This is a genomic window from Shewanella sp. 38A_GOM-205m (genome assembly GCF_000518445.1).
GTDB lineage: Bacteria > Pseudomonadota > Gammaproteobacteria > Enterobacterales > Shewanellaceae > Shewanella > Shewanella algae.
Genome location: NZ_JADP01000003.1, coordinates 185,195 through 206,021, shown reverse-complemented (window position 1 = coordinate 206,021; position 20,827 = coordinate 185,195). Strand labels below are relative to the sequence as shown.

General features: G+C 55.6%; 17 protein-coding genes. 12 read left to right on the top strand and 5 right to left on the bottom strand.

Annotated elements, in window-relative coordinates:
- Positions 1-21 precede the first annotated feature (21 nt).
- The 3 genes from hutX to N512_RS22195 all read left to right on the top strand — a co-directional run bounded on the left by hutX (position 22) and on the right by N512_RS22195 (position 2,908).
- On the top strand, positions 22-513 hold the full coding sequence (gene hutX / locus N512_RS0104015; RefSeq protein WP_231473518.1) for a heme utilization cystosolic carrier protein HutX: 492 nt from the start codon (positions 22-24) through the stop codon (positions 511-513).
- Positions 510-1,043 carry a heme utilization protein HutZ gene (hutZ, locus tag N512_RS0104010; RefSeq protein WP_025008892.1) on the top strand — a complete coding sequence of 178 codons (534 nt, stop codon included), beginning with the start codon at positions 510-512 and terminating at the stop codon, positions 1,041-1,043. The genes hutX and hutZ overlap by 4 nt, the downstream gene beginning before the upstream one ends.
- A 62-nt stretch (positions 1,044-1,105) precedes the next feature.
- On the top strand, positions 1,106-2,908 hold the full coding sequence (locus tag N512_RS22195; protein WP_081737080.1) for an ABC transporter transmembrane domain-containing protein: 1,803 nt from the start codon (positions 1,106-1,108) through the stop codon (positions 2,906-2,908).
- Positions 2,909-2,910: 2 nt separating this feature from the next.
- Here the strand turns inward: N512_RS22195 and N512_RS22190 are convergent, their stop codons facing one another.
- The 3 genes from N512_RS22190 to N512_RS0103990 are packed head-to-tail and all read right to left on the bottom strand — an operon-like array spanning position 2,911 to position 5,483.
- Positions 2,911-3,660: a PepSY-associated TM helix domain-containing protein gene (locus N512_RS22190; protein ID WP_051472641.1), complete on the bottom strand. Its 750-nt coding sequence runs from the start codon at positions 3,658-3,660 to the stop codon at positions 2,911-2,913.
- On the bottom strand, positions 3,657-4,220 hold the full coding sequence (locus tag N512_RS22185) for an FMN-binding protein (RefSeq protein ID WP_156029050.1): 564 nt from the start codon (positions 4,218-4,220) through the stop codon (positions 3,657-3,659). Before N512_RS22185 ends, N512_RS22190 begins: the two co-directional genes overlap by 4 nt.
- Before the next feature lie 42 nt (positions 4,221-4,262).
- The gene (locus N512_RS0103990) at positions 4,263-5,483 is read right to left on the bottom strand and encodes a porin (RefSeq protein WP_037474121.1); all 1,221 of its coding nucleotides are present in this window, start codon (positions 5,481-5,483) and stop codon (positions 4,263-4,265) included.
- Positions 5,484-5,884: 401 nt separating this feature from the next.
- On the opposite strand from N512_RS0103990, the gene N512_RS0103985 reads away from it, so the two are divergent.
- Positions 5,885-6,613, top strand: a complete 729-nt coding sequence (locus tag N512_RS0103985; RefSeq protein ID WP_028779485.1) for a DUF3581 domain-containing protein — start codon at positions 5,885-5,887, stop codon at positions 6,611-6,613.
- A 2-nt stretch (positions 6,614-6,615) separates the two neighbouring features.
- Here the strand turns inward: N512_RS0103985 and N512_RS22180 are convergent, their stop codons facing one another.
- Together N512_RS22180 and N512_RS22175 are read right to left on the bottom strand one after the other, a co-directional pair.
- A complete protein-coding gene (locus N512_RS22180) occupies positions 6,616-8,595 on the bottom strand; it encodes a GGDEF domain-containing protein (RefSeq protein ID WP_037474118.1) in 1,980 nt (659 codons plus the stop codon).
- Between the two features lie 370 nt (positions 8,596-8,965).
- Complete coding sequence (locus tag N512_RS22175) at positions 8,966-10,564, bottom strand: TerC family protein (protein WP_051472639.1); 1,599 nt, start codon at positions 10,562-10,564, stop codon at positions 8,966-8,968.
- Positions 10,565-10,811: 247 nt separating this feature from the next.
- Between N512_RS22175 and N512_RS0103970 the strand changes: the two genes are divergently transcribed.
- The 8 genes from N512_RS0103970 (at position 10,812) to N512_RS0103935 (ending at position 20,769) form a co-directional block, all read left to right on the top strand.
- Positions 10,812-13,823: an ImpA family metalloprotease gene (locus N512_RS0103970; protein ID WP_028779484.1), complete on the top strand. Its 3,012-nt coding sequence runs from the start codon at positions 10,812-10,814 to the stop codon at positions 13,821-13,823.
- 195 nt (positions 13,824-14,018) lie between these two features.
- The gene (locus N512_RS0103965) at positions 14,019-14,633 is read left to right on the top strand and encodes a CDP-alcohol phosphatidyltransferase family protein (protein ID WP_028779483.1); all 615 of its coding nucleotides are present in this window, start codon (positions 14,019-14,021) and stop codon (positions 14,631-14,633) included.
- A gap of 25 nt (positions 14,634-14,658) precedes the next feature.
- Complete coding sequence (locus N512_RS0103960; RefSeq protein ID WP_037474115.1) at positions 14,659-16,428, top strand: bifunctional alpha/beta hydrolase/class I SAM-dependent methyltransferase; 1,770 nt, start codon at positions 14,659-14,661, stop codon at positions 16,426-16,428.
- Positions 16,428-17,813 (top strand): phosphatase PAP2/dual specificity phosphatase family protein, encoded by a 1,386-nt coding sequence (locus N512_RS0103955; protein WP_037474113.1) that lies wholly within the window; start codon positions 16,428-16,430, stop codon positions 17,811-17,813. The genes N512_RS0103960 and N512_RS0103955 overlap by 1 nt, the downstream gene beginning before the upstream one ends.
- Positions 17,806-18,234, top strand: coding sequence for a hypothetical protein (locus N512_RS23675; RefSeq protein WP_051472638.1), 429 nt, complete (start codon positions 17,806-17,808; stop codon positions 18,232-18,234). Before N512_RS0103955 ends, N512_RS23675 begins: the two co-directional genes overlap by 8 nt.
- Positions 18,235-18,253: 19 nt before the next feature.
- Positions 18,254-18,892: a lysophospholipid acyltransferase family protein gene (locus tag N512_RS0103945; protein WP_025889733.1), complete on the top strand. Its 639-nt coding sequence runs from the start codon at positions 18,254-18,256 to the stop codon at positions 18,890-18,892.
- A complete protein-coding gene (locus N512_RS0103940; RefSeq protein WP_025008904.1) occupies positions 18,889-19,812 on the top strand; it encodes a phosphatidate cytidylyltransferase in 924 nt (307 codons plus the stop codon). Before N512_RS0103945 ends, N512_RS0103940 begins: the two co-directional genes overlap by 4 nt.
- A gap of 99 nt (positions 19,813-19,911) precedes the next feature.
- Positions 19,912-20,769 carry a pirin family protein gene (locus tag N512_RS0103935; protein ID WP_028779480.1) on the top strand — a complete coding sequence of 286 codons (858 nt, stop codon included), beginning with the start codon at positions 19,912-19,914 and terminating at the stop codon, positions 20,767-20,769.
- Positions 20,770-20,827: the final 58 nt, after the last annotated feature.

Sequence of the window (20,827 nt, the reverse complement as noted above, 5' to 3'; positions counted from 1 at the left end):
CGCCTGCAGATAGCAGCCGCCATGCTGGAACACCCTGAGTGGTTGCCGGCCGATGCCGCCGCCAATCTGGGGATTTCTGAACTTGAGGTGGTGCAGGCATTACCGGCCGAGCAGCAGCAATTCTTGCCGCTGGAATGGCTGGAAACCCTGCTGCAGGCACTGCCTGAGTGGGGCAAGTTGACCACCATAGTCACAGTTGCCGGGCAGATATTTGAATTTAAAGGCGACTTCCCCAAGGGAAAGACGGCTCATGGCTACTTTAACCTCTACAGCAAGGGAGATGGCCTGCATGGCCATCTGAAATTGGAGAATTTCAGCGCCATCGCCTTGATAAGTCGTCCATTTCGGGGCACTGAAAGCCATTCGATTAACTTCTTTGGCCCTGATGGCGCCATCGTTTTTAAGGTCTATCTGGGCCGGGATCAACAACGCAAGCTGCTGCCGCCACAGTTGGCACTGTTTGCCGACTGGCGTCACCGCGGTGAAGTGGTTGCCAAAAAGGGGGAAATATGACCAGTGAAAACCAACGCCTGCAGGAAAAACTGCTGCCGGAAATCGAAGATTTCAAACAGGGGCGTACCACCTTGCAGTTGGCGACCCAGGACGCCAACGGGATCCCCAATGCCAGTTATGCGCCGTTCGCGCTGGCCGATGATGGCTTCTATATTCTGGTAAGCGATCTGGCGCGTCACGGTATTAACCTCAAACAGTCACCGCGGGTATCTGTGATGCTGGTGGAAGACGAAGCCGAGGCGCGCAGCGTGTTTGCCCGCCGCCGCCTGACCTTTGATGCCGCCGCCGAACTGATAGCAAGAGACAGCCAGGGCTTTGCCAAAGGGGTACAGGTGCTGTCCGGACGCTTCGGTGAGATGATAGATAACCTGGCGGCATTGACCGATTTCAACCTGTTTAAGCTGGTGCCCGAGCGCGGTCTCTATGTCAAAGGCTTTGGCCAGGCGTTCAGTCTCAGCGGTGCCGAGTTGTTGGATGTCAACTGGATGCGTGATGGCCACCATGGGACGCCCAAGGCTGTGCCTGCCTGAGCTGGACTCATCGGCGCTTTGGCGCCACAATCCTGATTAACAGTCATTGTCTGGATTTTCGCTTGTCTGCTCCTCAAATCGCTTCGGCTCGGATCCTGCCCTGGATCCTGAGCTTTCTTAAGCCTTATCGTCTACGAGTCGCCCTGGCGCTGCTGTTTTTGCTGCTGGGGTCACTGGCCTGGCTGGCCCTGGGGCAAGGGGTTCGCTTGATAGTGGATGAGGGCTTTATGGCCGACAACTCGGGCCGCCTCAACGAAATTGTGTTGTTTATTCTGGGGATCACCCTGGTCAGTGCCGTGGCCGTGTTCTGCCGCTTTTATCTGATGACCTGGCTCGGTGAGAAAGTCAGCAACGATATTCGCCGCTTGGTGTATCACAGGTTACTGGAACAAAGCCCGGTGTTTTTCGCCCGCTTGCGCACCGGGGAAATAATCTCCCGTTTTACCGCCGACAGCACTCTGTTGCAGACAGTTATCGGTTCTAGCCTGTCGATGGCACTGCGCTCTTCAGTGACCACTATAGGTGGCTTGGTGATGATGGCTTTTACCAGCATCAAGCTCACGGCCTTGGTGCTGCTGGCCGTGCCGCTGGTGTTGGTGCCTGTGGGTTTGCTCGGGCGGCGGGTACGCAAGCTTGCGCGCACCAGTCAGGACAGTGTCGCCGATCTCGGCACCTATGTGGATGAAACCTTGCATGAGATCCACACGGTACAATCCTATGGTCATGAGGCTCGCGATCGCGACAATTTTGACGGCTACCTGGCGGCGGTGATGCGTGCTGCCAGTGGCCGCATCCGCTATCGCTCGGCGTTGATCTCCTCTGTCATGTTGCTGACTATCGGTGCCATAGTGGCTGTGACCTGGGTGGGGGCCAGAGACGTAATGGCCGGTGTGGTCAGCGCCGGTGAGCTGTCGGCATTCATGTTTTACGCCATGATGGTGGCCGGCGCCGTGGCCACCATAAGCGAAGTGATAGGGGATATTCAGCGGGCTGCCGGTGCCAGCGAACGCTTGATGGAGCTGGCCGAGTCCAAGGCAAATATTGCCGAGCCGGCCAAGCCGCTGGCGCTGCCCAGTCCGCTCAAGGGAGAACTCAAGATAGAGCAGCTGAGTTTTGCCTATGATGAGGGCGCAGCTGTGCTTGAGGATCTCAATATCCATATTCAACCCGGTGAACGGGTGGCTCTGGTTGGGCCCAGCGGCGCCGGCAAGAGTACGTTGTTTCAGCTGCTGCAGCGTTTCTATCAGCCGAGTTGCGGCCGCATTCTGCTCGACGGCGTCGATATCGCTTCTGTATCATTGGCGAGCCTGAGGGCGCAGTTTGCCCTGGTGCCCCAGGAGTCGGTGATCTTCGCCACCAGTGTGCTGGAAAATGTGCGTTATGGCCGCCCGGAGGCCAGCCTGGATGAGGTGGTTGCCGCCTGTAAGGGCGCCAGAGCTCATGAATTTATCAGTGAGTTTGCCCAGGGGTATGATACCTATTTAGGTGAGCGTGGCGTGCGCCTTTCCGGTGGTCAAAAGCAGCGAATTGCCATTGCCCGCGCCATCTTGGCCCGCAGGCCTTTACTGCTGCTCGATGAAGCCACCAGTGCCCTGGATGCGGTCAGTGAAGTCAAGGTCAAGCAGGCTTTGGATGAGTTGATGGCGGGACGCACCACCCTCATCATAGCCCACAGGTTGGCGACAGTGCTCAATGCCGACCGTATTCTGGTGCTGGAGCGGGGGCGATTATTGGCCAGTGGCAGCCACAGCGAGTTGATGCAAACCAGCCCGCTGTACCGTGAGTTTGCCAGTCTGCAGTTGCTCGCGCCCGATAGTCTGGCCGGTAGCTCAAACGAGCCCGGGCAGGCATCATCGCTGGCTTGATCTCAGCGCTTCTGTTTTAAATAAATGATCAGGCCAGTCACGGCCAGCAATAATAAGGCGATCGCCGCTAGATCCATCAGATAACTGCCGGCAGCGCCGAAGATTCGGCCGCTGTGAAGATCCTGAAGAACCCTGTGCCAGGACAGGCGACTGGCGCGAATATCTCCGAGCAACTGCTGCGTTTGTATCTTTGCCCCTTCGAGTGGTTTTATCCAGGGGAGGGCGACCAGGCTGGTGGCCGCTTGCCAATCCAACAGTTCGCTGTCGCTGCGATATTGGCCCCGGGATGTTTTCAGCCAGACACTGCCGGACTCGACCGCCATGGCGTTTATCTGCGGCGGCAAACCTGTCAGCTCGGTTTGGGTTTCCAGCACAGCAAGATCCTGGCTCAAAATCGTCAAACTGTTTCGGGTCAGCAGTAGCCACTTGTCTTCAAAGGGGGCTATGGCCAGTATCTCATCGGTTTTCTCGGCTAGCGGCGTGCCGGCTATCCAGGCCTGACCCTTACTGCTGCCCGCCAGCGGCTGGGCTTGCCAGACTTTGACATCTTCCGGGGCGCCAATGCCGTAATAGTCTTGCAGCCATTGCCAGTGCACGCCTTGGGATAGGTTCAGCTCACGGCTGTGATTCAAGGCCAGGCCGGTCAGAGTCAGCAGCAACACAAGCACACTGCTGATGATGCCAATACGTCTGTGCCAGGGGCGCAGGGTGCGCAGGAGACGGACTCGAAAGTCCGGATGTTTACGTGTCATCTGGGCTCGCTGTGTTGTTGCAGACCGTGTTGCAGGCTGAGTTGCCGGTCAAGATAGAGGGCGATGCGGGCCAGTTTGGTCAGGGCCCTGACGGAAAGTGTCGCTCCGGTAATGCCATCTATATGTTTGTCCAGCTGTTTATCTTTTGTGAGTGTCGCCGATTTAAATTGGTCGGTAAAGAAGTCGTGCCTGACCTCATCGCCGCGGCTCTCGCGGTAGATAAGCACCTTGGTGCGATAAATCTGCCCATGGCGCACCTGAATGCCCACAGTGATTGGCGCTTCTTTGCCAATTTCCTCCAGGATCCAGACAGTGTCGTCTCCCTGCTGCCAATAGCGGGTACGCAGCGGCCGAAAATCGTGGGCCAGTATCTCTTCTATGACCTGGCGTTGCTCGGCACTGAACCAAAAAACTTTGGCTTTCGCTTGGTCTTGACCTTTACCTTGGGCTCCCAAGGCCTGGGTGACAAAGTCTGCCGGACTTTGATAAACGCTTTGCGCCGCCTGGGTTTGAGTGAATGGCAGCAAAAACAGTGAGAGTAGTGCAATAAGGGTCTTCATAAGTGCCTCAATGAGGGCGCCCCAGAGGGCACCCAAAGATCATCAGAACTGATAACCTACGCCCAGATTGAACCCATCTGAGTCTGACTTACCGCCACGTTTTTCGTAGTCGGCCTTGAACACCACATTCTCGTGCAACCAGTAGTTGATACCCACATTGGTTTGGGTTTCTTTGGTGTCTTGATTGTCACCGGCGTTGTTGTCCCATTCGTTGTAGCGGGCGAAGATACCGAACTGCTCGTTAAAGCGGTAGGACGGTTCTATGTACCAGCCATTTTGCTTGTCGCGGCCCAGGGCTTCGGCTTCAAATCCATCTATGTCCCACTCGGCATAGAGGGCTCTGATGCTGAAGTTTTCTATGTGGTAGATGGCGTGCGCCGACCACATCAGGGCCGAGGCTGTGTCTACAGCGGCTTCGCCTTGAGTCAGATCCGATTGGTACTGCACCGTGGCGGCCAGCTCCAGGCCGGGAACGGCTGTGTATTTCACCCGGCCGGTATAGGCCAGATCGTCAGCCTTGGCCTCGGAAACCTTTTGGCGACCGCTTCTTGGCTTATAGGCATTTTTACCTGTGGTAGGGACATTCAGGCCCGAGGTCACGGCCGCATCGAAGGCCAGTCCGGGAGCCGCCTGGATATTCATTGCCAGACCCGCTTCCCACCAGGTAGCCGGGAGTATGTCTTTCTCAACCGGGTTGCGCTCGACACCATAAAATGCCGGTGGCTCGTGGGTTTCATTGATGATGCCAACCGGCATCAGGAACAGACCCGCCTTGGCGGTCAGTGCTTCGTTGAAGTCGTGCTCTATGTAGGCCTGCTCCAGCTCGACTTCGCCATTTTGACCATCGCCTGAGATGGAGTGCTCCACTTCCAGCTCGGAGAAGAAACGGGTGTTTTCGGTAAACTCATGGCCGAAGAAGAGCACGAAACGGTGGAAGTCGAACTCTTTCTTATCCTCGCCCAGCTTGTTGTCTATGTTGTTGTAGTGCAGCTCGCCATAGCCGCCAATAGTGGTGGCGGTTTTTTGCGGCGTAGCATCTACCACCTCGGCGGTCTGTTCAACCCGCTCAGCAGTTTGCTCGACATGCTCGGCAGTTTGTTGCTGACGCTTTTCGGTTTCTGCCAGACGGCGCTCCAGATCCTTGAGGACTTTTTGTTGCTGTTCGATGATTTTGCGCAGCTCCTGAGTCTCGTCCGAGGCGAACGCCTGCGGGCCGCACAGGGCTGTCAGTAGCGCACTGGCAATGAGAGTTTTCTTGATCATCTTGCTTCCCGTTGTGATGTTACTGTTGTTGAAATCGGGCGAATTCTAGCAATTGATTTAATAAATGCAAACGATTTGCATTTATTAATGTGATAAAAATTAACAAATGTCAGCATCTGTAAACTTGCTTGTTATTGTTATGGTTTTGTCTGAAAACGGATGCTTACAATGTAAGTTTTTGATCTTTTTATTAAAGTATTAAGACTATGTTTTAGTCGCAAGGGGAGAGCCTGACGTCATTCCCGGATAAATCCGCTGAAGTGCGATTGCTGAATTTTTGAACTTTCAACCTTGGTCGGAAGCCTGGGGCAACAGATCGGGTGAGTTATTTGTCAAAAGGCGGTTAAACTGGTCGGCCTTTTTATTCCGGTTAGCCTTGGCTTTGTGAGTGTTCGAACAAGATGTTTCTAGTTGATTATTTTAAAAGAGAAAATAACCAAATAACCATAGGCCGCAAACAGGCCAGTGATTTTGCCAAGGGTGTAGCAGGGGATTTCAATCCCATCCATGATGAGGATGCCAAACGTTTTTGTGTTCCCGGCGATCTCCTTTTTGCCCTGGTGTTGAACGATTATGGCCTCAGCCGCCGGATGCAGTTCAAGTTTGAAGGCATGGTAGGAGACGGCGTATGTCTGCATTTTCCCAGTGACCAGGGGGCCGAGCTGGCGATAGAAGATGAGCGCGGCAAACGCTACCTGAATGTCCATCGCGATGGTGAAATGCGCCACTGTGAACGACAGTTGGAGTCCTTTATCCGTAGTTATGTGGCTTTTTCCGGCCTCAACTTTATCCATGTTTTGGTGCCTTTGATGCGTGAGCATCAGGTAACCATCAATCCGGCGCGGCCATTGGTTATCTATGAAAGCATGGGCTTTGAGCTGGACACCCTGGAGTTTGAGCAGGTTAAACTGGAACTGGTTAACAGCAGTCTCAAAGTCGATGGCAAGCGCGGTGATGTGACGCTGGATTTCGCGCTTATCAGCGATGACAAGCAGGTGGGCACCGGGCGCAAGACCTTGGTACTCAGCGGCTTGCGCCCCTTCGATGAGGCGGCTGTCGAGGCTATGGTCAGCGAGTATCAGGCGCGCCGCGATGGCAGCTGGAATGGCTGCTCACAGACAAACGCCTAAATTCAAACTGCGGCGGCTTCTGAGCCCGGCGCCAGCCTGCTTTCGACCCGGTTACGCCCCAGCTGCTTAGCCTGATACAGGAGTTTATCTGCAGTATCAGTGAGTTGGCTGAAGCTCTGGCTGCCGTCGGCGTCCAAAGCCACCCCCTGACTGACGGTGAGCCTAAGCGGCTCACCACTTTCCAGGGTGAATATGTGTTCGGCCACACTTTGCCTCAGGGTTTCGGCGACAGCCACAGCGTCATTCAAGCCGGTATTGGGCAGCAATAACATAAACTCTTCACCGCCAACCCGAGCCAGCAGATCATCTTCCCGCAGCGAGGTTTTCATGACCTTGGCCAGTTCGGTCAGCACTCTGTCGCCGTTATTGTGACCATGGGTATCATTGACCTTTTTAAAATGGTCAATGTCGAGAGTAATCAGTGCCAACGGGCCATGGCTGCTCCGGGCCTTGGCCGGCAGTAATACTTCTTTCAGCCGGCCAAGCCACATGCGCCACTTTGGCTGCGCTTCCTGGCTTTGCTCCTCTGTGGCCTGATGGTACAGCAACCAGCCGGCCAGATAGCGGCGGTTATAGAGGCCGGTGAGGCTGTCAGTCTTGGCCAGCAGTCCCCACTTCAAGCGTGAGCGGTTGAGCCAGAGAATGACGGCGGTGGCCAGCAACAGCAGCAACAGGATTATGCTGCTGATGATATTGAGCTGATTCAGGGTAGTGCGGTTGGTTTCCAACTCCAGCTTTTGCAGTACGTTGTTCCAGTTGAGATCTTGGTTCTCAAACTCGAGGCGCTCTAAGTTAAACAGCAACTGTTGGCGATCCAGGTTACTGACCAACTCTTTGGAGCTGTATGCGGCGAAGCGCTGCTGGTATTGCTCCAGCACCTCGTAGGCGCGCTTGAAATTGCCCAACCCGGCAAAGCCTTCGGCGCTGACCTTTAACAGCTCTATCTGAGAGCGCAACAAGGTTTTTTCCTTGGCAAAGCCGATAAGCAGAGGGTCGACATAGACAGCCATCTCGGCATACTGATGCTTATTGAGCAAGTCCTGGGCCTTGAGCAGTTGAAAGCGACTGGTGTAGAGGGTTGAAGTCTCGCGATACTGCAGGTTGTCGGCCAGTTGCAGGTGCCTGGACATGGATGACACATCTTCCAGCTCCCGGTACTTCAGCGCCAATTCCACATTGATGCGAAAGCGATACAGGCCGTAACCCAGTACTCTGGCCAGCTCCAGCGCCGCTTGATACCTGTCAACGGCGACTTCAGCCTTGCCTTGACGTTCAGCCAACTGCGCCAGATCCAATTGCACCAGCATCTGGTTGTAGGACATCCTTCTGTCCTTGAAGAAATTAAACGCCTTCTTGAGCAGTTTTTCAGAGCGTTCAAAGCCGTTGAGGCGCACCAGGAGGTGGCCCATGCCAAAGGAGATCCGCTCAAGCAACTCCTTGTCCTGGCTCTGATCGGCAGCGTCCAATGACAGCATCAGGCTGGCGTAGGATGCATCCAGCTTGCCTTGCTGCTCAAATGCTTTGCTCTTCAGTAGCAGGGCTTCGGCCTGAACCGCCTTATCGGCAGAGTTCTGGTTGCGATCTATTATTTTTTGCAGTTCGCTGATGGCCTGTTTGACCTTGCCGGTTTGCAGCATTACCTGTACCAGTCTCAGCTCCAGCAGGGTATGTTCGCTGGTTCCGGCATCCGCCAGTTTAAGGCCCTCTTTGGCGGCTTGCTCGGCGGCGGGGACCTCATGCAGCAGCAGAGACACTGTCGCCTTGGTCAGATAAAAACGGGTCACTAAGGGCTTGGGCAGGTCCTTGAGCTGATCGCCTTCCATCTCGTACAACTGCGCCTGTGCCCGTTGCGGCAGGGAATAGAGTTGGCTTTCGGCCCCTTTAAGCAAGCGGGAGAATTGCTCTGCATTGGCCGCCAACAAGGTCGGGCTCGCCAGAACCATAAAGATTGCGATCAAGGGGTGGCAGAAGCGTTTCTTCATACTCTTAGTGCTCTTTGAACCGAAAATGTCTGATAAAAGTCATATTTTGGAGAGATTATCGCGTTCGCTGACGGGGTTTGTCTAATTATTCGCTACTAACTACCCGGATTTGGGAATTGTCTGATAGAGGTGGGGTGATTAAAAAAGCTACATCATGGCCGAGCCTGAAGCTAACCCTGGTTGAAATCCAAAGTGAGGAGTTCACCGTGAGTTGCCTTGAAAGTGCTTCGAAAAAGAAGTGAGTAAAGAAAGATGTTAATCAAGAGAAAGAAGCTGAAACTTCAGTAGGATGATGGTTGAAATGAAATCCGGGTAAAGCAAAAGCTGCGCCGATAGCCAAGCAATGCTGGCTGCTATCGGCGCTTGTTGATCAGTTTTCTGCCAGCGTTTGATAGGGGCCGTCGCTGGCTGGGCTGTTGTCAGTTTGCTGATCAAGACGGCTTATTCTGACTTCGGCTATCTGGTGTTGATTCATCGCCGTTACCTCAAAGCGCCAGGGCATCAGAGTCAGTACGCTACCTGCTTCCGGGATCCGGCCAAAGCGTGCCAGCAGCATGCCCGCCAGGGTGACGTACTCGTGATTATGGCTCTCGAGTTCGTCGCAGCCCAGTAGCTTCTCCAACTGATGCAGATTTATGCTGCCGCGAGCGCACCAACCATCGCCATCAATGCGGATCTCTTCGGCCTCGTCTTCCTGAGGCAGTTCGCCGACTATGGCTTCGAGAATGTCGTGGCCGGTGACCAGTCCCAATAGGGCACCGAATTCGTCCGTGACCAGTGCCATATCTGCCTTGGCGCGTTTCAGCTCTTCCAACAAACGGAATACGCTGATGCTTTTCGGCACTATTACCGGCTTGTGGCCGGGGCGCAGACTCTGCAGTGGCCGTTGTTGTTCTATGGCTGCCAGCAACTCCTTGGCACTGACCAGTGCCACGACCTTGTCTATGTCGCCGTCACACAGGGGATACTGGCTGAAACTGTCGCCATGCAGTTGCTGTTTTATCTGCTCGGGGCTGTGGCTGAGGTTGATCCAGCTTATTTCGGCCCGAGGCGTCATAATGCTCTTGATGCTGCGCTCGGCCAGAGTCAGCACCTCGCCGACCATGTTGCGTTCATCTTCGGCAAAGCACTTGCTCAAGGCGCGCTCAGTTTCGGGCACCTCTTCATCTTCTTCAATTTCCTCAAACTGTTTCTTGCCGCCCATCAGCTTGAAGATGGCGTTGGCCGTCCTGTCCCTCAAGGGTTTACGGGACTCACGTTGTTCGAACCTGCGTTGCCCCAACTGGTTGAAGAACTCGATCATGATGGAGAAACCTATGGCGGCATATAGATAACCTTTGGGAATATGGAAACCAAAGCCTTCGGCTACCAGGCTGAAACCTATCATCAGCAGGAAACTGAGACAGAGCACCACCACGGTTGGATGGGCGTTGACAAAGCGGGTCAGCGGTTTGGAGGCCAGTAACATCACTGTCATGGCCACCACTACGGCTGTCATCATCACCCAGAGTTCATCCACCATGCCGACCGCGGTGATGATGGAGTCGATGGAGAATACCGCATCCAGCACCAGTATTTGGGTAACAACTATGCCAAAACTTGCGTAGGCGACTTTCTGGCCAATTTCCGGCTCTTTGGACTCCAGCCTTTCATGCAGTTCACTGGTGGCCTTGAACAGCAGGAACAGACCACCGGATATCAGGATCAGATCCCGTCCGGAAAAACTGAAGTCGGCAAGGCTGAACAGAGGTTGGTTAAGGGTAACCAGCCAGGACACCACGGCCAACAGGCCAAGGCGCATCAACAGGGCCAGCGACAGGCCTATGACCCGGGCTTTGTCTCTTTGATGTTGAGGGAGTTTTTTAACCAGAATGGCAATAAATACCAGGTTGTCTATGCCGAGAACTATCTCGAGGATGATAAGGGTAAAGAGTCCGATCCATATGTGTGGGTCGAGCAAAAGTTCCATAGTGGTGAACCAAGGGCCTCAAAGTGGGTTTAACTTGGGCCTATTGCAGCACAAATTGGGCGGAATGCTGAATTAATTATGGTTAATCCTTTGCTGGCGCAGCAGTGCTTGAACGAGTGTCAAAAAACTGCCTTGGAGTCATAAAATTTACGTATTGTGTATTATTTAAAAACTTGATTATAAAGGTTTTATCTTTCCGTGTCAGACTTTAGAATTAACCCAAAATAACAAATGGGAAACATCTGTGATGGCAAGAAAAAAGCCCCTGTTGCTGCACTCGATATTACTGGGTAGTTTACTGCTTGGCGCTTGCGGCGGTGGTGATGATGAAAGTGGCGCCGGGTCAAGCGACGATAATCTGCAGCCGCCTGCCGGCGTCAATCAAGCGCCCAAGGGTGACGATATTCAGCTGGCTTATGACAGCTCGCTGCAGAGTATTGCGGTCAACTGGCAAGGTTATGTGTCAGATCCCGATGGCGATCCCTTGCAGGCCAGCATTGCCGAGCAGGGCAAGCTGGGGCAGTTCAGTCTCGATGGCGATATGCTGAGCTACAAAGCAGATAAAGATGCCAAGGGCAGCGATCAAGGGCTATTGCAGGTCAGTGATGGCCGCGGTGGCAGTGTCAGCCTCAAGTTGGCAGTTTTTGGTGTGGACGGCCAAAGCCCTCTGGAGCGGGCGCTGGCAAGCGGTGATGCAAGCGGGCTGAACCCGGATACTCTGCTTGAGGCGATTGCCGCGCAGATAACGCAGCTGCGCTCGAATGAGCAAGCCCTGCGGCAAAGGGTATTTGCCGATACGGCGCTGGCCTATGCTCCAGGCAACCGAACTCAATTGTTCAATATCATCGAGCCGGAAATGGCCACACCTCTGCTGCGTGCCAACACGGGGCAGGTATTGGCCGTCGCCGGCGAGCAGCATACCGGGCGCTTTGCAGCCTTTGGTACCCATTTGTTTGCCCGTTTCCAAGCCGGTGAACTCACCGCCATGGAGCCAGCCAATGACAATCTACTGGCTTGGTTGCTGAACAGAGCGCAAGCGGCAGAACTGCAGCAACCATTGACCGTGTCCTTGAGCTTTCTTGGTGGCCAGGAGAGTGCCAGTCGCAGTTGGCTGCAAGGGCGGTTTCCCAATTGGACCATCAAGAGTTGTAATCAGGTCGCTACTTTGGAAGCCTGTATCGCCGATGCCCAGTTGTTAATCAGTGGCTGGCGCGCGGCCGATACCGATGCCGGGCAGATAGCCGGCGTCTATTCCCGGGCGCTGGCATCGGGCAAGGCACTCTATTATCAGCACAACTGGTATGAAGCGACCAATGCGGTGGCCGACGCCATTGCCGGAACCATGGGGGTCAGTTTGCCCTATGGCGGTAACTTCTGGGCCAACGCCGCTGCCGATTGGTCTTCGGACACGGCCATAGCGGCCGCTTTCCCGCTGCTTGGCGGTGAGCAGCGCCTGACACAGCACCTTATTGATGATGACTTCAACTTTGACTGGTCCGGCTGTGAAACCTATGTGGGTAAAGTGAGCTGTGACAAGGTCAACGGCTTTGAGTCTGAGTTCCTTGCCGGTGCCAGAGCGCTTAAAAACTCACTCAATCAACTGGATAGCCGTGGTCAGGTGTTGTTCGGCAACGAGGGGCGCAGGCTGCTGAAACTCTTTGTGTTGCTGGGCGATCTTTACCGTGCCGACATAGCTTATCCCATGGATAAGGACACCACGCCGCAAGGGCGTTTTCTGGCGGCCTACCTGGCCGACCACTTGGCGCTGTATTTGAGGGGGAATAATCCAGCGCAGCCGGATTTGGGCAATTTCAGCGATCCTTTGCCGCAAACGCTGACTCTTGAGAACGTCAGCCTGGAAATGGCACTGGGCAAAGAGAGTGGTTATCGCGGCAGCGGTTTTTACTTGTTGCCCGGCCAGAGCGTGCGTCTCGAGCGTAAAGACACACTGCCGCTGACGGTCAAGGCCTTTATCAATACCCAGAGAACCGGCTCAACCCGGGAATTCAATAACCAGGGATACCAGCGCCCCAAATTTTTGCGCTCGGTCGAGCTGACCCTGAAACCCGGGCAACCTCTGACCCTGAGTAGCCCTTATGGCGGGACTTTGATGCTGCAACTGCCAGCCGGTGAGGGCGTGGTGAGTGTTGAAGCGCAAAATGTACTGGCCTATCCCTACCTCAAGGATTTCAACCAAGCGAGTGGCTATTTGACGGCGCTTGAAACCAGCCCGCTGAGCTGGGCCGGGCTGCGCACCGACTTTGTCGAAATTAACTCCCGCAAGCATATGATGAAACAGTTCATTTATGCCGAGCCTTACCGCGGCGATGTGGAGCAGGCCCTGAATGATGTTTGGCGCTATATGATCAAGGGGACCTATGATCTGGCCGGCTTCAGTGGCGAAGGACTGGCGCTGGCTCCCAGCGTGGCCGCCCGCTGCGCCCTGCTGGGGTGGGATTGCCAAAATGAACAGATCCATGCCAAACCCAAGGTGCAGCACATCAATGTCGATGAGGCGGCACACTGCGGTGGCGGCTGCTCGGGTAACCCCTATGATCAAGCCTGGGTATTGAGCCCCTTCGGCTGGGGCGAGAGTCACGAGATAGGCCACAATCTGCAGCGTAACCGGCTGAAAATCTATGGTGGCCGCTCCGGTGAAGTCTCCAATAATATTTTCCCTCTGTACAAGGGCTGGCAACGCTTTAAAGATAGTGGTGAGCGGATCGCCAGCTGCGATCGCCAGTCGCCTCAAACCACCTTCGAGTGGCTGAAACAGGCGCAAAACAGCAGCGATCCTGTGACCTCTGTCTACGACAAGCTCTGGAGTCAGACCGGCACCTATGACAACGCCGGGCCCAGACTGGATTTCTATCTGCAGCTGGCGGCATTGGCCGAAGAGCATGCAGGTTTGGACAACGGCTGGCAGATTTTCACCTTGCTCTATTTGCATGAGCGTCTGTTCAGCCATGCGATTGCCGACGCCGCTCGCTGGGTCGGAATGAAGGATGCACTGGGCATGAGCAGTTATATCGATGCCCCGAACTTGGATGGCAACGACTTCATGCTGCTCAGCCTGTCGAAGTTGCTGCAACTGGATATGCGTCCCTGGTTTGATCTCTGGGGTGTGCGTTATCAGGCCCAGGCCGCTAACCAGGTAGCTGCCTATGGTTACCCGGCCGCCGAAGCCGTGTTCTATCGACTTTCGAGCCAATGTGCTGAGCTGGCGGTGCCCAAGCTCACTCTGGATGCCAACTGGTAACTGAGAGGAAAGGGCGCTTCGGCGCTCTTCCCCTATTGCCGACAGCGCTGCAATCGAGGCGTGATTCAGCCGCGGCTTTTTCCCTCAAGCACTTTGAAGCACACTAAAAATCAGGCATAGTGCACTCTGGTCATTTGCTCGATACTCAAGGATGACTGTGAGAACTTTCCTTTCTCGATTAGGATGTTGTAGCCAATGAGTTTGTCTGTTTATCAGTTGAAATCCCGCTTTCAGGGCCTACTGAGGCCACTGGTTACCCGTCTGTATCGGCGCGGCGTCAGCGCCAATCAAGTCACGTTGTTGGCGGCGCTGGGTTCTATACTGCTGGGAACCCTGTTGCTTATCTGGCCTCATCCTTGGCTCTTTGCCCTCATCCCGGTGTGGATGCTGAAAAGAATGGCGCTCAATGCCATAGATGGCATGTTGGCCCGCGAGTTTGGGCAGCAATCCCGTCTCGGCGCCTATCTCAATGAGCTCGCCGATATTGTTTCGGATGCGATACTCTATCTGCCTTTTGCCTTGCTAGGTGGTGTGGAACCTGCACTGGTGATCGCCCTGACCTTACTGGCCGTTGCCAGTGAATACGCCGGGGTGCTCGGCCTGATGGTGGGGGCAGAGCGCCGCTATGATGGCCCCATGGGCAAGAGCGATCGCGCGTTTGTCTTCGGTATTCTGGGGCTGGCCGTCGCCTTGGGTTGGTTGACGCCATTCTGGCTCAATTTGATCCTGTCATTGGTTCTCCTGTTACTCTGCCTGACCATATTCAACCGGGTAAAATCCGGTTTGAAGCAGGGCGAGAGCGCAAGTTAAGTTGTTTATCAAAGGAATGAAATATATGGATAATGCCGCAAGGGTACCCGAGGAACACTTTTTTACTACCCATGATGGATTCCAGCTGTTTTATCGTTTCTGGCCGGCGCTGGAAACCAATGAACAAGAGGATCCCGGGGCCGTGTTGCTGTTTCACCGTGGCCATGAACACGGTGGCCGAATGGCGCACCTGGTGGATGAACTGGCGCTGCCTGAGCAGGCTTTTTTCGCCTGGGACGCCCGTGGTCATGGGCAATCACCGGGCGCCAGAGGCGACAGTCCCTCCTTTGGTACCAGTGTCCGCGACATTCAGACCTTTGTGGAACACATAGAGCACAAACATGGTTTCAGCCAAGAGCAGCTGTGTGTGGTGGCCCAAAGTGTCGGCGCCGTGCTGGCCAGCACCTGGGTGCATGACTATGCGCCTTCTATTCGTGCGCTGGTGCTGGCGTCGCCGGCCTTCAGCGTCAAACTCTATGTGCCTTTTGCTATCCCTGGGCTCAAGCTGCTGAAGAGCCTCAAGGGCAACTTTTTCGTCAACAGCTATGTTAAGGCCAAGCTGTTGACCCATGACCCAGCCAGACAATACAGCTTTGAGACAGACCCACTGATCGCCAGGCCGATCTCGGTCAATGTGTTGTTGGGACTCTATGATGCCGCCGAAAGGGTGGTGGCCAATGCCCAGGCGATTACTGTACCGACTCAGGTACTGATCTCGGGCGCCGATTATGTGGTTCGGCGCCAGCCGCAGCAGCTGTTTTTTGAGCGTTTGGGTTCCCAGCGTAAAGAATTGCACCTGCTGCCTGGGTTTTACCATGACACCCTGGGAGAGCTGGACCGGGCCGACCCGATAGCCAGGATTAGACGCTTCCTGCGGGCCAATATCGCCTCGCCGCAGGCGGCAGTGAATTTGTTGCAGCAAGATAAATTCGGCCCGAGCTGCGCCGAGAGTGAATCGCTCGCCGCCCCTCTGCCCGAGGCTTCCTGGCAGGCCAAGTACTGGCAAGCCACCCGCGCAGTGATGAAGCTGGGGGAGAAATACTCAGAGGGTATCGCCTTGGGGTTCGAGCGCGGCTTCGACTCGGGCAGCACCCTGGACTATGTCTATCGCAACACACCCTCCGGCAAGGGGGAGTTTGGCCGCTTTGTCGACAAACAATATCTCAATGCCATTGGCTGGCGCGGCATACGCCAGCGTAAACGCCATATCGAAGAGCTGCTGGCGCAGGCGCTGTCGACGCTGAGAAAGGAAGAAAAGCCGCTGCATTTGATGGATGTGGCCGCCGGACATGGCCGCTATCTGCTGGAGAGCCTGGCGAACAGCGATATCAAGCCCGATTCTGTGCTGCTGCGTGATTACAGTGATATCAATATCCGCGACGGCCGCGCCCTCATCGATGAGCTTGGTCTCGGTGACATAGTGCGCTTTGAAAAGGGCGATGCCTTCGACTTTGATTCGCTGGCGGCGGTCGAGCCCAAGCCAACCCTGGCGGTAGTCTCCGGCCTCTACGAGCTGTTTGGTGACAATGAGATGGTGTCCCGCTCCCTGGCGGGTATTGCCGCGGCGCTGGCGCCCGGAGGCCTGCTTATCTACACGGGCCAGCCCTGGCATCCGCAGCTGGAATTCATCGGCCGGGCCCTGACCAGCCACAGAGATGGTCAGCCTTGGGTGATGCGTCGCCGCAGTCAGCAGGAGATGGATCAACTGACCAAAGCCAACGGCTTTCACAAGTTGACTCAAAGAGTGGATGAGTGGGGCATATTTACCGTGTCCATGGCGCGTAAGGCCGACTGATGCCTGAGTTGCCCGCCCGTCGACGCGAGGTCGGCACCATTCGCCGGGGCCTGCTTTGGCTGGCCTTGTTGGCGCCGTTTTTCTTTGCCAGCTATGGTTTTGCCAATTGGTATGCCTCGCAGCAAAGTGAGGTTCCCAGTCTGGTGTTTTCCTGGGAGCACGCCATTCCGCTCTGGCCCTGGACCATAGTGCCTTACTGGTCGATAGATCTTCTCTACGGCCTGGCGTTTCTGCTCCCCCTCAGCCGCAAGGGGATAGACAGACTGGGGCTCAGGCTGCTGAGCGTACAGCTTCTGTGTATCGGCTGTTTTCTCATCTGGCCACTTAAATTCAGTTTTGAGCGCCCGCCGCTCGATGGCGTTTTTGGTGGTTTGTTCGATCTCCTGATGGGGTTTGATAAGCCTTTCAATCAGGCGCCCTCTTTGCACATCGCCCTCTTGGTGGTGCTCTGGAGTGAATACAGTCAGCGGGCCAAGGGCGCCTGGCGTTATCTGCTCCACGGCTGGTTTGCCTTGATTGGCCTGTCGGTGCTGACGACCTGGCAACATCATTTTATCGACCTGCCCACAGGGCTGGCGGCCGGTCTGTTCTGCCTCTGGCTGTGGCCACGAAATTCGTTCAGCCGCTTGAGTTTGGCGAGGGAACCCCGCAGGCTCAAGCTGGCAGCGACTTATGGCGTGGGCGCCGTCTTGCTGCTGCTCGCGGCCTTGCTCTGGCCCATGAGTCTGCTTGGCATGCTGCTGTTTTGGCTGGCCTTGGCGCTGGCCATGGTGGCGCTCAATTATCTCCTGTTTGCCGCCGCGGGTTTTCAAAAGAGTGAGCTGGGCCATCCCAGCTTCGCCAGTCGCTGGCTGTTGTTACCTTATCGTTTGTTTGCCTGGCTCAATATTCGTTTCTGGACCGGTGGCCAGGTGGCGGCGCAAGAGGTGCTGCCCGGGGTTTGGCTCGGGCGCATGCCCACCATGAGTGAAGCGCAGCAATATGATGCGATATTGGATCTCTGCGCCGAGTTGCCTTTCCCCTATTCAGGCAAGGCCTTGCTGACACCCGCTCGGGGGATGACCGAAGGCAAGCTCAAATGGTATCAGCCCATGCCCATGCTGGATTTATGTTTGCCGGATGAACAGGACTGCCTGGAAGCGGTCAGGCGGCTCGAGTGTTTGCGCACCTCAGGTACTCTACTTGTATGTTGCGCCTTGGGTTATGGCCGTAGCGCACTGGTATTGGCGGCCTGGTTGCTGCTGAGCGGTCGGGCCGGCAGTGCCCTGGATGCCGCAAAGATGATTGCCGCCGTCAGACCCAAGGTGGTTTTCAAGCCAGAGACTCTGGCTTACCTGGAGCGGCTCAAGTCCGGTTTTTGCCCGCCAGAGGTGCAACATGCCTGAGTCGCAGCAGCGGGATCTGGCAAAATTGGTGGCCACTTTATTAGGCAATGCTGCGCCGCTGCGCTGGTTCAGTGCCGTTTTGATGTTGGCACCTTTGCTGCTTATCTGGGGCGGCAAGCTTCAGGGATGGCCGGAACTGCTCAGTGCCCTGTTGATGGTGCTTTTCGGACTGGCCGGACAGTATTTTGGCCTCAGAGTAGCGCTGGATGCCAAGCTGTTTGCCGCCCTGGCAGGGGAGCATTCCTGCGAACGTCTGGATCACAGCATGCAGCAGCTCGGATGGCTTAAAGAAGAGCAGGCCGGTCGCAGCATGCTGCTGCGCGCCCAAGGGGCGCAGGCGCTGCTAAAGCGTCTGTTCCTTTGCTTTGCCGGGCAGGCCGCCGCGTTGGTGTTGTTACTCGTCTGGCGCTTTTTCCTGTAAGAGGAGTTTACCCTTATCTATGGATACCCTAATCGGCTGGCTCGCGGGATTGACCGCCTTTGGGATCACCTCGGCGGCCAGGTTGGTCACCGGTGCCCGCGCCCTGTGGCTTGGTTGCCGCGCCAATCACAATCAGCGGCTCTACTTTGCCAATCACAGCAGTCACGGTGACTTTGTGTTGCTGTGGGCATCACTGCCTGCCTTGCTGAGACGCAAGACACGTCCGGTTGCCGGCGCCGAGTATTGGCAGAAGACGGCGCTGAGGCGCTTTATTATTCAGCGGGTATTCAATGCCGTGCTTATTCCAAGAGAGAGCCATGGTGAGGGCAATCCCCTGGCGCCGGTGGAAAAGGCGCTGGCCGAGGGTGACTCGTTGATCTTCTTCCCGGAAGGGACCCGTAATCTGAGCGAGGCGCCATTGTTGCCGTTCAAGAGTGGAATCTATCATCTGGCGCACTCGCGCCCGGATCTGGAGCTGATCCCCGTGTGGATTGCCAACCTCAATCGCGCCATGCCCAAGGGGCGTTATCTGCCGTTGCCGCTGCTCTGCACTTTGAGTTTCGGCACGCCTATCAAGCTGCAGCCGCAGGAAACCAAGGTGGCCTTTCTCGAGCGTTTGCGTTTGGCACTATTGGCGATGTCGCGGGAGGAAGTATGAACCAGACACTGTGGTTGTTTGCCGGTATAGGCCTACTGCTGGTGGTAGCGACCCTGATAGGTCGTTTGCTGGCCTGGCGTAAGGGCAACAACGCCGTTATTGCCAATCTCAATGCCAGAATCGATGCCTGGTGGATGATGGTGCTGGCTATAGGTATCGCCTTCCTGTTCGGGCTCTATGGGGTGATATTGCTGTTTGCCCTGGTATCTTTCTATGCGCTCAGGGAGTTTTTAACCCTGACACCGACCCGGGCCAGCGATTATCCAGCCCTGGTCGCCGCCTTCTATTTTGCCTTGCCGGTGCAGTATCTGCTGATCGCCATCCATTGGTACGGCATGTTCAGTATCTTTATTCCCGTGTATCTGTTCCTGCTGATGCCGATTCTGGCAGCACTTGGCGGCGACACTACACGTTACCTTGAGCGTACCGCCAAGGTGCAGTGGGGGCTGATGATAGCCGTCTATTGTGTCTCGTCGGTGCCGGCGCTGATGACCTTGAAGATAGAGGGCTATGAAGGGCGTAACTTGCTGCTGATCGCCTGGCTTATTTTGGTGGTGCAACTCTCCGATGTGCTGCAGTATTGCTGCGGCAAGCTGTTTGGCAAACGCAAGGTGGCACCCAAGCTGTCACCCTCCAAGACCCTGGAAGGCCTGGTCGGTGGGGTATTGCTGGCGACGCTGGTGGGTACCTCGCTGTTCTGGATCACCCCATTTACCCCCTGGCAGGCGGCAATCATAGCTTTACTGGTGAACCTGCTCGGCTTTGCCGGAGGACTGGTGATGTCGGCCATCAAGCGTGACCGCGGCGTCAAGGATTGGGGCCATATGATAGAGGGCCACGGCGGCATGCTGGATCGCATGGATTCTGTCTGTTTTGCTGCGCCGGTTTTCTTCCATGTGGTGCGCTATTGGTGGGTGTGACCTTTCTATAAAGTCGAAGACTCATAGCGGATAAATGCGCTTTTTGTTGTTATTTGTCGGCAGTAAGCTGGGGCTATTCCAAAGTGAAGGAGCCCAATGATGAAAATATTGCAAATACTGCCGGCGCAACCCACCTCTGACGGCGATGGGGTCAATATCAGCCGGGTCGCCGATTTTCAGGCTCTGGCGTTGGATCCCTATCTGATGCTGGATGAGATCCGCTCCGACGATGAACGCGATTATCTCGGCGGTTTTCCGCCGCATCCCCACCGCGGTATGGAAACTTTTACCTATATCCGCAAGGGCGGCTTTGAGCACAGGGATCAACTGGGCAATGTCCGCGCCATCCGCGAAGGCAAGGTGCAGTGGATGAGTACCGGCCGCGGTGTGGTCCACTCCGAAATGCCGCTGGCCGATGCCAAAGAGGGGTTGCATGGCTTTCAGATCTGGCTCAATATGCCGGCCAAAGACAAGATGCGGCCGCCCAGGTATCAGGATAGCGCTGCCGATGAACACCAACAGCTTGAAACTGACGGCGCCAGCCTGAGACTGCTGGCCGGTGACTGGCGTTTCGCCGGTATTGAAGCCAGTGCTCCCTTGACCGGGTTGGCCGGCGATGCGGCGATTGCCGATTTGACGCTGGCGCCTGATGCCCAAGCCGAGTTGGATCTCAGTCATCTGGGGCGACTGGCGCTCTATCTGCACAGTGGTGAATTGCAACTGCCGGATGGTAAACAACTGGCCGCCGGTAATATGTTGCTGCTCGACAGTCGTTATCCTCTCGAGCTGCAAGCCGGTTTCAAGGGCGCGGGCCTGCTCATTCTGGCCGGTAACCCCATTGGTGAGGCCGTGGTGCAGATGGGGCCTTTTGTGATGAATACCCAGGCGGAGATCCTGCAGGCCATTCGTGACTACCAAAACGGTGATTTTGGTGAGATCCCATCCGGTTCCGTTTAACTGACATAGGCAACAGACGGCTGCTTTGCTGTGGCCGCCTCTTGCTTTTTTCCGCCTA

Coding starts and splice junctions, on each gene's coding strand:
- hutX (WP_231473518.1), top strand. CDS start 22: ATGCTGGAACACCCTGAGTGGTTGCCGGCCGATGCCGCCGCCAATCTG.
- hutZ (WP_025008892.1), top strand. CDS start 510: ATGACCAGTGAAAACCAACGCCTGCAGGAAAAACTGCTGCCGGAAATC.
- N512_RS22190 (WP_051472641.1), bottom strand. CDS start 3,660: ATGACACGTAAACATCCGGACTTTCGAGTCCGTCTCCTGCGCACCCTG.
- N512_RS22185 (WP_156029050.1), bottom strand. CDS start 4,220: ATGAAGACCCTTATTGCACTACTCTCACTGTTTTTGCTGCCATTCACT.
- N512_RS0103990 (WP_037474121.1), bottom strand. CDS start 5,483: ATGATCAAGAAAACTCTCATTGCCAGTGCGCTACTGACAGCCCTGTGC.
- N512_RS0103985 (WP_028779485.1), top strand. CDS start 5,885: ATGTTTCTAGTTGATTATTTTAAAAGAGAAAATAACCAAATAACCATA.
- N512_RS22180 (WP_037474118.1), bottom strand. CDS start 8,595: ATGAAGAAACGCTTCTGCCACCCCTTGATCGCAATCTTTATGGTTCTG.
- N512_RS22175 (WP_051472639.1), bottom strand. CDS start 10,564: ATGGAACTTTTGCTCGACCCACACATATGGATCGGACTCTTTACCCTT.
- N512_RS0103970 (WP_028779484.1), top strand. CDS start 10,812: ATGGCAAGAAAAAAGCCCCTGTTGCTGCACTCGATATTACTGGGTAGT.
- N512_RS0103965 (WP_028779483.1), top strand. CDS start 14,019: ATGAGTTTGTCTGTTTATCAGTTGAAATCCCGCTTTCAGGGCCTACTG.
- N512_RS0103960 (WP_037474115.1), top strand. CDS start 14,659: ATGGATAATGCCGCAAGGGTACCCGAGGAACACTTTTTTACTACCCAT.
- N512_RS0103955 (WP_037474113.1), top strand. CDS start 16,428: ATGCCTGAGTTGCCCGCCCGTCGACGCGAGGTCGGCACCATTCGCCGG.
- N512_RS23675 (WP_051472638.1), top strand. CDS start 17,806: ATGCCTGAGTCGCAGCAGCGGGATCTGGCAAAATTGGTGGCCACTTTA.
- N512_RS0103945 (WP_025889733.1), top strand. CDS start 18,254: ATGGATACCCTAATCGGCTGGCTCGCGGGATTGACCGCCTTTGGGATC.
- N512_RS0103940 (WP_025008904.1), top strand. CDS start 18,889: ATGAACCAGACACTGTGGTTGTTTGCCGGTATAGGCCTACTGCTGGTG.
- N512_RS0103935 (WP_028779480.1), top strand. CDS start 19,912: ATGAAAATATTGCAAATACTGCCGGCGCAACCCACCTCTGACGGCGAT.